The sequence below is a fragment of the Enterobacter cloacae complex sp. GF14B genome (genome assembly GCF_004136805.1).
In the GTDB taxonomy this organism is placed as follows: Bacteria; Pseudomonadota; Gammaproteobacteria; order Enterobacterales; family Enterobacteriaceae; genus Enterobacter; species Enterobacter hormaechei_C.
The window spans coordinates 56,606-67,923 of sequence record NZ_QFRV01000016.1; the positions used below are offsets into that span (position 1 = coordinate 56,606).

The following is an 11,318-nucleotide window of genomic DNA, read 5'->3' on the forward strand; positions in this document are numbered from 1 at the left end:
ACAACGTCACATTGCAATTTATGCAATGTAAAAAGAGGGAGTGGAATCGGTGGATTTACGCGATCTGAAAATGTTCCTGCACCTGGCGGAAAGCCGTCACTTTGGCCGCAGCGCCCGGGCGATGCACGTCAGCCCCTCCACGCTGTCGCGCCAGATCCAGCGCCTTGAGGAAGACCTCGGCCAGCCGTTGTTCGTGCGCGATAACCGCACCGTCACCCTCACAGAAGCCGGTGAAGAGCTGCGCATCTTTGCCCAGCAAACCTTGTTGCAGTATCAGCAGCTGCGGCACACCATCGACCAGCAGGGGCCGTCGCTTTCCGGCGAGCTGCATATTTTCTGTTCCGTGACCGCTGCCTACAGCCATCTTCCCCCCATTCTTGACCGCTTCCGCGCGGAACATCCGTCGGTTGAAATTAAGCTCACCACCGGCGATGCCGCCGACGCGATGGAAAAAGTGGTAACGGGCGAAGCGGATCTGGCGATTGCCGGAAAACCGGAAACGCTGCCGGGGGCGGTGGCGTTCTCGATGCTGGAGAATCTGGCGGTGGTGCTGATTGCCCCGGCGCTGCCCTGCCCGGTGCGTAACCAGGTCTCGGTAGAAAAACCGGACTGGTCGACGGTGCCGTTTATCATGGCCGATCAGGGGCCGGTGCGCCGCCGCATCGAGCTGTGGTTCCGCCGTCAGAAAATCAGCAACCCGTCGATTTACGCTACCGTCAGCGGCCATGAGGCGATGGTGTCGATGGTGGCGCTTGGCTGCGGCGTGGCGCTGCTGCCGGAAGTGGTGCTGGAAAACAGCCCGGAACCGGTGCGCAACCGCGTGATGATTCTGGAGCGCAGCGACGAGAAGACGCCGTTTGAGCTGGGCGTGTGCGCACAAAAAAAGCGGCTGCATGAGCCGCTTATTGATGCGTTCTGGACGATATTGCCGAACCACTAGCCAGCCAGAAAGAACCTGAAAGCCGGGTTATGGGTTTCGTCATGACATTCATAGCCCAGTTCGTTCAGGCGCGTTTCGAAATCCGGCTCGTGCTCGCCCAGTTCGAACGCCGCCAGCACGCGCCCGTAGTCGGTGCCGTGGCTGCGGTAGTGGAACAGGGAGATGTTCCAGTGCGTGCCGAGCGTGTGCAGGAACTTGAGCAGCGCGCCCGGTGATTCCGGGAACTCGAAGCTGAACAGGCGTTCCTGGAGCGGCTTGGAAGGACGGCCGCCGACCATGTAACGCACGTGCAGCTTCGCCATCTCATCGTCAGAGAGATCGACCACGCTGTAGCCGCCGTCGTGCAGCAGGCTGAGGATCTCTTTGCGCTCCTCCACGCCACGGCTCAGACGCACGCCGACAAAAATGCAGGCATCTTTCGCATCGGCAAAGCGGTAATTGAACTCTGTTACCGAACGGCCGCCCAGCAGCTGACAGAACTTCAGGAAGCTGCCCTTCTCTTCCGGAATGGTCACCGCCAGCAGGGCTTCACGCTGCTCGCCCAGCTCACAGCGTTCGGACACGTAGCGCAGGCCGTGGAAGTTCACATTAGCGCCGGAAAGCACGTGCGCCAGACGTTCGCCGCGAATGTTGTGCTGGGCGATGTATTTCTTCATCCCCGCCAGCGCCAGCGCGCCGGACGGTTCCGCCACCGCACGCACATCCTCGAAGAGATCTTTCATCGCCGCGCAGATAGCGTCGCTATCAACCGTGACGATATCGTCGAGATACTCCTGGCACAGACGGAACGTTTCGTCGCCAATGCGCTTCACCGCCACGCCCTCGGCAAACAGCCCGACGCGCGGCAGATCCACAGGATGCCCGGCATCCAGCGCCGCCTTCAGGCAGGCGGAGTCTTCCGCTTCCACGGCAATGACTTTGATCTGCGGCATGAGCTGTTTGATCAGCACCGCCACACCAGCGGCTAAGCCGCCGCCGCCCACCGGGACGAAAACGCGGTCGAGATGGGCGTCCTGCTGCAACAGCTCCAGCGCCAGCGTTCCCTGTCCGGCGATGACCATTGGGTGGTCGAACGGCGGCACCCAGGTGAACCCCTGCTGCTGCGCCAGCTCAATCGCTTTGGCTTTGGCTTCGTCAAAGTTAGCCCCGTGGAGCAAGACTTCTCCGCCGAAACCGCGCACCGCGTCGACCTTGATGTCTGCGGTAGCAACCGGCATCACGATCAGCGCCTTCAGCCCCAGACGCGCCGAGGAAAACGCCACGCCCTGCGCGTGGTTGCCCGCCGACGCGGTAATCACCCCGCGCGCTTTCTGCTCGTCCGTCAGCCCGGCCATCATCGCGTAGGCTCCGCGCAGCTTGAAGCTGTGCACCGGCTGCCTGTCTTCACGCTTCACCAGAATGACGTTGTCGAGGCGCGAGGAGAGTTTTTCCATTTTTTGCAGGGGCGTGACCTGCACGGCTTCATAGACCGGCGCGCGTAGCACCGCTCTCAGGTATTCCGCCCCCTCAGGGGCGGCGGATAAGGGTTGTGACTCGGCCATCGTTAGCCCCCCAGTTTAGACTTATCGCGCACCGCGCCTTTATCTGCACTGGTTGCAAGGCTCGCGTAGGCGCGCAGGGCGAAGGAGACTTCGCGCTGGCGATCTTTCGGCGTCCAGGCTTTGTCGCCGCGGGCTTCCTGCGCTTCACGACGGGCCGCAATCTCCTGGTCACTCAGCTTCAGCTGAATGCCGCGGTTCGGAATGTCGATTTCGATCAGGTCGCCATCTTCGATGATCGCGATGTTGCCTCCGCTTGCCGCTTCCGGGGAGACGTGACCAATGGAGAGGCCTGACGTGCCGCCAGAGAAACGACCATCGGTGATCAGCGCGCAGGCTTTGCCGAGGCCCATCGATTTCAGGAAGGTGGTCGGGTAGAGCATCTCCTGCATGCCGGGACCGCCTTTCGGTCCTTCGTAGCGAATGACCACCACGTCGCCTTCTACCACTTTGCCACCGAGGATGGCGTCTACCGCTTCGTCCTGGCTTTCATACACTTTTGCCGGACCGGTGAATTTCAGGATGCTGTCGTCCACGCCAGCGGTTTTCACGATACAGCCATTTTCCGCAAAGTTACCGTACAGCACGGCCAGGCCGCCGTCTTTGCTATAGGCATGTTCCAGCGAGCGAATGCAGCCTTCGGCGCGATCGTCATCAAGCGTGTCCCAACGGCAATCCTGCGAGAACGCCTGGGTGGTACGGATGCCCGCCGGACCGGCGCGATACATGTTTTTCACCGCGTCGTCTTTGGTCAGCATCACGTCGTACTGCTCCAGCGACTCCGGCAGCGTCAGGCCGAGCACGTTTTTCACGTCGCGGTTAAGCAGCCCGGCGCGATCCAGCTCGCCGAGAATACCAATCACACCACCCGCACGGTGGACATCTTCCATGTGGTACTTCTGGGTACTCGGCGCGACTTTACACAGCTGCGGCACTTTGCGGGAGAGCTTGTCGATGTCGCTCATGGTGAAGTCGATTTCAGCTTCCTGCGCGGCGGCCAGCAGGTGGAGAACGGTGTTGGTGGAGCCGCCCATGGCGATATCCAGCGTCATGGCGTTTTCGAACGCCGCTTTACTGGCGATGTTGCGCGGCAGCGCGCTGGCATCGTCCTGCTCGTAGTAGCGTTTGGTCAGCTCAACGATGCGCTTGCCCGCGTTAAGGAACAGCTGTTTACGGTCGGCGTGGGTCGCCAGCAGCGAGCCGTTGCCCGGCTGAGAAAGGCCCAGCGCTTCGGTCAGGCAGTTCATGGAGTTGGCGGTGAACATCCCGGAACAGGAGCCGCAGGTCGGGCACGCGGAGCGTTCCACCTGGTCGCTCTGCTCGTCAGAGACTTTCGGGTCCGCGCCCTGGATCATCGCATCGACCAGGTCGAGCTTGATGATTTTGTCGGAAAGCTTGGTTTTCCCCGCTTCCATCGGGCCGCCGGAAACGAAGATCACCGGAATGTTCAGACGCAGGGAGGCCATCAGCATCCCCGGGGTGATTTTGTCGCAGTTGGAGATACAGACCATCGCATCGGCGCAGTGGGCGTTAACCATATACTCCACCGAGTCGGCGATCAGCTCGCGCGACGGCAGCGAATAGAGCATCCCCCCGTGGCCCATTGCGATACCGTCATCCACCGCAATGGTGTTGAACTCTTTCGCCACGCCGCCGGAGGCTTCGATTTGCTCGGCAACCAGCTTACCGAGATCGCGCAGGTGCACGTGGCCCGGCACAAACTGGGTGAAGGAGTTCACCACGGCGATAATTGGCTTGCCGAAATCGGCGTCGGTCATTCCGGTGGCGCGCCACAGTGCGCGGGCACCCGCCATATTACGGCCGTGGGTGGTGGTGGCTGAACGATACTTAGGCATGCTTTATTTACTCCCGTCTGACTATTTAATGGGACGGTGCGTGCCGTCCCAAATTTATATTTAGTGATTAACCTGATCCAACCAGCCGTATTTATCTTCTGTCTCGCCGGTGAAGAGGCCAAAGAACGCTTGCTGAATGCGTTTGGTCACCGGGCCACAGCGGCCTTCGCCCACCTGAATGCCATCGACGCTACGCACCGGCGTAATTTCAGCCGCGGTACCGGACATAAACACTTCGTCAGCCAGGTACAGGGATTCGCGGGACAGCACCTGCTCGCGCACTTCGATACCCAGATCTTTTGCCAGCTTGATGATGGCGTCACGGGTGATGCCTGGCAGCGCGGACGAGGTAAACGGCGGGGTGAAAAGAATGCCGTCTTTTACTTCAAACAGGTTTTCGCCCGCACCTTCGGAGATGTAGCCATTCACATCCAGCGCGATACCTTCCTGGTAACCGTGACGGCGCGCTTCGCTGCCGACCAGCAGTGAGGACAGGTAGTTACCGCCCGCTTTAGCCGCAGTCGGGATAGTGTTTGGCGCCACGCGGTTCCAGGAAGAAACCATTGCGTCGATCCCCTGATCCAGTGCTTCCGCGCCCAGGTAGGCGCCCCACGGGAACGCAGCAATAATCACATCGGTGTTATAGCCAGCGGGCGGGTTGACGCCCATGCCGACATCACCCACGAAGACCAGCGGACGAATATAGGCGCTGGTCAGTTTGTTCTGGCGAATCACCTCGCGGCAGGCTTCCATCAACTCATCAACGCTTTGGGAGACCGGGAAACGATAAATTTTGGCTGAGTCATGCAGACGCTGCATGTGTTCACGGTGGCGGAACACCACTGGTCCTTTGTGAGAGTCGTAGCAACGGATCCCTTCAAACACGGAGGTGCCGTAGTGCAGCGCGTGGGACATCACGTGAACTTTCGCGTCTTCCCAGCGAACCATCTCACCATTGAACCAAATGTAATCAGCTTTTTTTGTCGTCATTTTTTCGTCCTGTCACGCTTAAGCGCGGATTTGTTGTGATGTGGTTGTGCTCTGGCAGATGGCAACATGGGCAACGTCTACCAGTTTTGATAACTGACTAAACAGTAAGTCGACCGGCCGCGGGCTGGCAACGGTTAATTCGATACTGATGTTCTGTGCGTCGGTAGCCGTTTCCATATTCATAGAGCAAATCTGAAAGCCACGGTGGCGAACCACGCGCAAAACGCGTTCTAACGTTTCCGGGTTGAAGCGAGCCTGCACGGCGACCTGATGTTGCATCATGATAATTTCTCCAGCATTTGTGAGTTACTGGCACCGGGCGGTACCAACGGCCAGACGTTCTCAAGCTCATCGATTGAGACATGAAGCAGGTATGGCCCTTCGCTTGACAGCATGGTGTCGAGTGCCGCTTCAACCTGGTCTTTACGGGTGATGTGCTGGCCAGGAATGCCGAAGGCGCTGGCCAGGGTGAGGAAATCGGGGTTATCGGTCAGGGTGGTTTCACTGTAACGTTCCTGGAAGAACAGCTGTTGCCACTGGCGAACCATCCCTAAACGCTGGTTATCGAGCAACACGATCTTCAGCGGTAACTGCTTGCGCTTCACGGTGCCGAGCTCCTGAACGTTCATCATGAAGGAGCCGTCACCGGAGATACAGATAACGGTATCGTTCGGGCGGGCAACCTGTGCACCAACGGCGGCTGGCAGACCGAAGCCCATCGTCCCTAACCCGCTGGACGTGATGAAGTTTTCCGGACGGGTGTAGGTCATGTGCTGGGCAGACCACATCTGATGCTGGCCGACATCGGTCGTCACCACGCTGTCGGCGGGCTTACGGTCGGACAACTGCTTCAATAGCAGCGGCGCGTAGATGGCCTCGCCGGGGTGGTCGTAACGCCAGGCGTGTTCAGCGCGCATATCGGCGGTGTGCTGACGCCATGGGTTAATATCCAGCGGCTGCTCCAGGGCCGGTAACAGCGCGTTAAGATCGCCCTGCAACGCGACATGCGCCTGACGCAGTTTGTTCATCTCCGCCGGGTCGATGTCCATATGGATCACTTTGGCGTTTGGCGCGAAGGTGTTCAGCTTGCCGGTGACGCGGTCGTCAAAACGGGCGCCGACGGCGATGAGCAGGTCACACTCCTGCACCGCCAGGTTTGCCGCTTTGGTACCATGCATCCCCAGCATGCCCAGATAGTAGGGGTAATCAGCATCTACCGCACCCAACCCTTTCAGCGTGCAGGTGGCAGGCATTTGCGTTGCCGCGATAAATTCGCGCAGGGCAGGAACCGCCTGCGCCATACCTACGCCACCACCAACGTACAGCATCGGTTGTTTGGCCTGCACCATCATCTGACGCGCCTCTTCCACCTGTGCATGCGGGAACGCATCATCGCTTTTCACGGTAGAGAAATGCGGTTCCAGATCGCCGAGTGCAACCTGGATATCTTTCGGGATATCAACCAGAACCGGGCCAGGACGGCCAGAGCTGGCAACCTCGAACGCTTCGGCCATCACCCGCGGCAGCTCTTCGAGAGACTGAACGAGGAAGCTGTGTTTGGTGCAGGCCAGCGATAAACCGAGCACATCCACTTCCTGGAAGGCATCGGTGCCGATGAACGGAGAGGCAACCTGTCCGGTGATGGCAACAACGGGAACAGAATCCAGCAGTGCATCAGCCAGACCGGTGATCAGGTTCGTTGCGCCCGGACCTGAGGTCGCCATACAGACACCGGTTTTACCGGTGGCACGGGCATAACCGATGGCGGCCATCGCTGCGCCCTGCTCGTGTCGGCACAACAGGTGCTCCACGCCGCCGTCATACAGTGCATCGTAAATCGGCATAATTGCGCCACCCGGATAACCGAATACTGTCTCGACTCCCTGCGCGCGCAACGCATGTACTACCCACTGTGCCCCATTCATAGTTAGTTCCCCGTCATAAATCGGGAGAAACAGAATTTTGTGCTACTTGTCATTCTCTGCTCCTCATTTCCGTTTTTTAGTCATAAAAAAACCCCCGGACCTTTCGGTGCGGGGGTCTTAGTTCGTTAAGGCTTGATTTCTAAGCCTTTCCTCGTCCAAGTGCAGCCCCGCACGGTGGGATAATAATCACCACCACGCTAATCACGACCAGGCTAATCACTCGTAGAAGGGCTGTCATTTTCAGTTCTTTTTGCATCTTGTTCGAAGGAATACCTAAAGAGTTACCACAGATATTTCATCTGACACAAGATTTTTTTATGACCTGTTTCTGTAGCAGGCGAACTATTTCTTTCAAAATCGTTGTTTTATATAGGGAAAAAATAGAAATGAAGATTTTTCATTTTTTTTGTCCTGTTTCATCAGGCAAGGCGCGCATGATTCCTTTTCTGCGAGGCCGATTCCACCGACATGTAATGATTACATTTAGGCGCTAAAAGGCTGGAACGAGCGCCGTAATTCAGTGAATTAGCGCTAAACAGGAAAAAATGATGCTGGCATAGTCACCGCCAAGGAGGGCTTATGTCACTGTCAGTTGTTTATACACGCGCGGCCATCGGCGTGAAGGCACCGCTTATTTCTGTAGAGGTTCATTTAAGTAATGGACTGCCCGGACTGACGCTGGTCGGCTTACCAGAAACGACCGTTAAAGAGGCGAGGGATCGCGTGCGCAGCGCAATTATTAATAGCGGTTATGCTTTTCCGGCGAAGAAGATCACCATCAACCTTGCGCCCGCCGATTTGCCAAAGGAGGGAGGGCGATATGATTTACCTATTGCTATAGCGCTTCTCGCGGCTTCTGAACAGCTCAATACGCCAGGGCTAAGCTCGTGCGAGTTCGTGGGTGAATTAGCGCTTACAGGCGCGTTAAGAGGCGTTCCCGGAGCAATCTCGGGTGCGCTTGAAGCCATACGCGCGGGAAGACAAATCATTGTGGCCAATGAAAATGCCTCTGAAGTAAGCCTTATCGCCGAAAAGGGATGTCTTGTCGCGGGACATTTGCAGGAGGTTTGCGCCTGGCTGGAAGGCCGACACGAGCTTGCCGAGCCGCAGGAGAATGACGAGGTGGCGCCAGATTCGCCCGAGGATCTCAGCGATATTATGGGTCAGGAACAGGGTAAACGAGCGTTAGAGATAACGGCCGCGGGTGGGCATAACCTGTTACTGATAGGTCCGCCAGGCACGGGGAAAACGATGCTGGCGAGCAGATTGAGCGGCCTGTTGCCACCCCTCAATAATCACGAAGCGCTGGAAAGCGCCGCGATATTTAGCCTGGTCAGTTCTACGTCGCTGCATAAACAGTGGCGCCGCCGTCCCTTCCGCTCTCCACACCACAGTGCGTCTCTTACCGCGATGGTGGGCGGGGGTTCGATCCCCGGGCCGGGTGAAATCTCACTGGCGCACAACGGCATTCTGTTTCTGGATGAATTGCCAGAGTTTGAACGCCGCGTGCTGGATGCATTGCGGGAGCCGATTGAATCCGGCGAAATCCATTTGTCTCGTACACGGGCCAAAATAAGCTACCCTGCGCAGTTTCAGCTGGTCGCCGCGATGAACCCTAGCCCTACGGGTCATTATCAGGGCAATCATAACCGCTGTACGCCGGAGCAGACGCTGCGCTATCTGAGTAAGCTGTCCGGCCCCTTCCTCGACCGTTTTGATTTATCTCTCGAGATCCCCCTGCCCCCGCCCGGTCTGCTGAGGCAAACCGGTATTAAGGGCGAAAGCTCAGCAACAGTGCGTGAACGGGTTATTGCGGCACAGGCGCGGCAGTATGTTCGTCAGAACAGGCTGAATGCCCGGCTGGATAACAGCGGGATCCGACAGTTTTGTTCTCTCAACGCTGAAGATGCGGGCTGGCTGGAAGAGACACTGACGCGGTTTGGGCTATCCATTCGCGCGTGGCAGCGTTTGTTGAAAGTTGCGCGCACGGTCGCCGACGTGGAGGGCTGCCCCGGAATAGAGAGGCGGCATTTGCAGGAGGCATTAAGTTACCGTGCGATCGATCGGCTGCTGTTGCATCTGCAAAAAATGCTGGCGTAAAAAAAAAAGGGGCCGTAGCCCCTTCTCTTCTTAATCGTCAGACTCGGTGTAGTCTTCTGCACCTTCCATCTGCGGCTTGCCGCCAGACAGCGTATGGAAACGCTTAGGACGCTTAATGCGAGCCATATACTTAATCCATACACGTTCTGCATCAGATTGCGGCTCACGCTCACCACGGCAAACAGAGACAAACTGTTTTTCATCTTCGGTTGCCGGTTCACGTTTACCCAGATCCAGCTCGTTAAAGGCATAACCATGGCGCTCAAGAAGTTGAGCTTCTTTGATAGTGAAATCGCCGTGACGAGAGAACCCGCGCGGATAATGTTTATTGTCGAAAAAACGATTAGTCGTCGTAAAGCTTTCCGCCATCCTACACGCTCCTAATTCTTTGGCCGAGCTATTTATGGCGCGGAGTATTAGTTACGCTTGACAGAGTGTAAAACAAAACATTTAAATCATAACGACAAATAATTTTGCGGAGAAAGATGTGGATACGGAATTGCTAAAAACTTTCCTCGAAGTGAGCAGAACGCGACACTTTGGGCGAGCAGCTGAAGCCCTCTACCTGACGCAGTCAGCAGTCAGTTTTCGTATTCGACAGCTGGAAAATCAACTGGGTGTGAACCTTTTTACCCGCCATCGCAACAATATTCGTTTAACCCCGGCCGGTGAAAAGCTATTGCCTTATGCAGAAACCCTGATGAATACCTGGCAGGCAGCGCGGAAGGAGGTTGCGCACACCTCCCGGCATAATGAATTCTCGATCGGTGCCAGCGCTTCACTATGGGAATGCATGCTCAGCCAGTGGCTTATGCGGCTATATCGCTCACACAACCATCTGCAATTTGAGGCGAGGATTGCGCAACGCCAGTCGCTGGTTAAGCAACTCCACGAGCGGCAGCTTGATCTCCTGATCACCACAGAAGCGCCCAAGATGGACGAATTTAGCAGCCAGATTGTTGGACAGTTTAGCCTGGCGCTCTATGCATCCGAGCCTGCAATGATGAAGGCCGACCTGAATTATTTACGCCTGGAATGGGGGCCTGATTTTCAGCAGCACGAGACGGGGTTAATTGCCAGCGATGATATCCCGCAACTCACGACAAGCTCTGCGGAGATCGCATGCCAGCATCTTCCCGCATTGAAAGGCTGTACATGGTTACCTGTTCGCTGGGCGGATAATAAACCCGCACTCCATGTTGTCACCGATTCGACAACTCTCTCCAGGCCGCTGTATGCCATTTGGCTGCAAAACAGCGATAAGCAGTCGCAGATAAAAGATCTGTTAAAAACCAGCATACTGGATTAACGCAAAAGCCTGCGGAAACGCAGGCTGCTTATTCTTCAGGAAGGTGTTGAGCTGTTTTGCAGGCAAAAAAAAATCCTTTGCCGAAGCAAAGGATTCTATATGGCAGGGGCGGAGAGACTCGAACTCGCGACACCCGGTTTTGGAGACCGGTGCTCTACCAACTGAGCTACGCCCCTAAAGTTTTTGCCATTAAGCCTGCCGAAAGGGCAGGCTTAATGTCTTAATAAGTGGCGGAACGGACGGGACTCGAACCCGCGACCCCCTGCGTGACAGGCAGGTATTCTAACCGACTGAACTACCGCTCCACCGAATACTTCTGTAACCACCGGATTAATGCACCGGCTTACTACTTAATTTGATGCCTGGCAGTTCCCTACTCTCACATGGGGAGACCCCACACTACCATCGGCGCTACGGCGTTTCACTTCTGAGTTCGGCATGGGGTCAGGTGGGACCACCGCGCTAAAGCCGCCAGGCAAATTCTGTTAATCTGTATCAGGCTGAAAATCGTGTCTGTCTCTTCGCCAAAACAGCTTCGGCGTTGTAAGGTTAAGCCTCACGGTTCATTAGTATCGGTTAGCTCAACGCATCGCTGCGCTTACACACCCGACCTATCAACGTCGTCGTCTTCAACGTTCCTTCAGGAGACTCAAGGTCTCA

11 protein-coding genes, 2 tRNA genes and 2 rRNA genes are annotated in these 11,318 nt (G+C 56.8%); 3 read left to right on the plus strand and 12 right to left on the minus strand.

Annotated elements, in window-relative coordinates; genetic code table 11:
• Window positions 1–49: 49 nt before the first annotated feature.
• Window positions 50–940, plus strand: coding sequence for an HTH-type transcriptional activator IlvY (gene ilvY / locus DD606_RS08180; RefSeq protein WP_022652050.1), 891 nt, complete (start codon window positions 50–52; stop codon window positions 938–940).
• Here the strand turns inward: ilvY and ilvA are convergent.
• The 7 genes from ilvA to ilvL form a co-directional block, all read right to left on the minus strand.
• A complete protein-coding gene (gene ilvA / locus DD606_RS08185; RefSeq protein ID WP_032660750.1) occupies window positions 937–2,481 on the minus strand; it encodes a threonine ammonia-lyase, biosynthetic in 1,545 nt (514 codons plus the stop codon). The genes ilvY and ilvA overlap by 4 nt on opposite strands.
• Window positions 2,482–2,483: 2 nt before the next feature.
• Window positions 2,484–4,334, minus strand: a complete 1,851-nt coding sequence (gene ilvD, locus DD606_RS08190; RefSeq protein ID WP_008501574.1) for a dihydroxy-acid dehydratase — start codon at window positions 4,332–4,334, stop codon at window positions 2,484–2,486.
• A 60-nt stretch (window positions 4,335–4,394) separates the two neighbouring features.
• On the minus strand, window positions 4,395–5,324 hold the full coding sequence (gene ilvE / locus DD606_RS08195; protein ID WP_003860182.1) for a branched-chain-amino-acid transaminase: 930 nt from the start codon (window positions 5,322–5,324) through the stop codon (window positions 4,395–4,397).
• 18 nt (window positions 5,325–5,342) lie between these two features.
• Window positions 5,343–5,606, minus strand: a complete 264-nt coding sequence (ilvM, locus tag DD606_RS08200; protein ID WP_003860184.1) for an acetolactate synthase 2 small subunit — start codon at window positions 5,604–5,606, stop codon at window positions 5,343–5,345.
• Window positions 5,603–7,249, minus strand: coding sequence for an acetolactate synthase 2 catalytic subunit (gene ilvG, locus DD606_RS08205; RefSeq protein ID WP_032608559.1), 1,647 nt, complete (start codon window positions 7,247–7,249; stop codon window positions 5,603–5,605). The genes ilvM and ilvG overlap by 4 nt, the downstream gene beginning before the upstream one ends.
• Before the next feature lie 2 nt (window positions 7,250–7,251).
• Entirely contained in the window at window positions 7,252–7,302 is a 51-nt protein-coding gene (ilvX, locus tag DD606_RS26185; protein WP_192930497.1) for a peptide IlvX, read from the minus strand.
• Between the two features lie 86 nt (window positions 7,303–7,388).
• On the minus strand, window positions 7,389–7,487 hold the full coding sequence (gene ilvL / locus DD606_RS08210; protein ID WP_001311244.1) for an ilv operon leader peptide: 99 nt from the start codon (window positions 7,485–7,487) through the stop codon (window positions 7,389–7,391).
• A gap of 341 nt (window positions 7,488–7,828) precedes the next feature.
• Between ilvL and DD606_RS08220 the strand changes: the two genes are divergently transcribed.
• Window positions 7,829–9,349, plus strand: coding sequence for a YifB family Mg chelatase-like AAA ATPase (locus DD606_RS08220; protein ID WP_045337103.1), 1,521 nt, complete (start codon window positions 7,829–7,831; stop codon window positions 9,347–9,349).
• Between the two features lie 30 nt (window positions 9,350–9,379).
• Here DD606_RS08220 and DD606_RS08225 read toward each other — a convergent pair whose 3' ends face one another.
• Window positions 9,380–9,718 (minus strand): DUF413 domain-containing protein, encoded by a 339-nt coding sequence (locus DD606_RS08225; protein WP_006808641.1) that lies wholly within the window; start codon window positions 9,716–9,718, stop codon window positions 9,380–9,382.
• A gap of 118 nt (window positions 9,719–9,836) precedes the next feature.
• Between DD606_RS08225 and hdfR the strand changes: the two genes are divergently transcribed.
• Window positions 9,837–10,658, plus strand: coding sequence for an HTH-type transcriptional regulator HdfR (hdfR, locus tag DD606_RS08230; RefSeq protein WP_003860190.1), 822 nt, complete (start codon window positions 9,837–9,839; stop codon window positions 10,656–10,658).
• 100 nt (window positions 10,659–10,758) lie between these two features.
• Here hdfR and DD606_RS08235 read toward each other — a convergent pair.
• From DD606_RS08235 to DD606_RS08250, 4 genes are all read right to left on the minus strand, one after another.
• Window positions 10,759–10,834 (minus strand) — tRNA-Trp (locus DD606_RS08235).
• A 52-nt stretch (window positions 10,835–10,886) separates the two neighbouring features.
• Window positions 10,887–10,963, minus strand: a tRNA-Asp gene (locus DD606_RS08240).
• Window positions 10,964–11,018: 55 nt separating this feature from the next.
• Window positions 11,019–11,134: ribosomal RNA gene (gene rrf / locus DD606_RS08245) — 5S ribosomal RNA — on the minus strand.
• 69 nt (window positions 11,135–11,203) lie between these two features.
• A 23S ribosomal RNA gene (locus DD606_RS08250) occupies window positions 11,204–11,318 on the minus strand; the annotation flags it as partial.

Excerpts from the sequence above, each read along its gene's own strand:
- ilvL (WP_001311244.1), bottom strand. The coding sequence starts at position 7,487 with ATGACAGCCCTTCTACGAGTGATTAGCCTGGTCGTGATTAGCGTGGTG.
- ilvM (WP_003860184.1), bottom strand. The coding sequence starts at position 5,606 with ATGATGCAACATCAGGTCGCCGTGCAGGCTCGCTTCAACCCGGAAACG.
- DD606_RS08220 (WP_045337103.1), top strand. The coding sequence starts at position 7,829 with ATGTCACTGTCAGTTGTTTATACACGCGCGGCCATCGGCGTGAAGGCA.
- ilvD (WP_008501574.1), bottom strand. The coding sequence starts at position 4,334 with ATGCCTAAGTATCGTTCAGCCACCACCACCCACGGCCGTAATATGGCG.
- ilvA (WP_032660750.1), bottom strand. The coding sequence starts at position 2,481 with ATGGCCGAGTCACAACCCTTATCCGCCGCCCCTGAGGGGGCGGAATAC.
- ilvG (WP_032608559.1), bottom strand. The coding sequence starts at position 7,249 with ATGAATGGGGCACAGTGGGTAGTACATGCGTTGCGCGCGCAGGGAGTC.
- ilvE (WP_003860182.1), bottom strand. The coding sequence starts at position 5,324 with ATGACGACAAAAAAAGCTGATTACATTTGGTTCAATGGTGAGATGGTT.
- DD606_RS08225 (WP_006808641.1), bottom strand. The coding sequence starts at position 9,718 with ATGGCGGAAAGCTTTACGACGACTAATCGTTTTTTCGACAATAAACAT.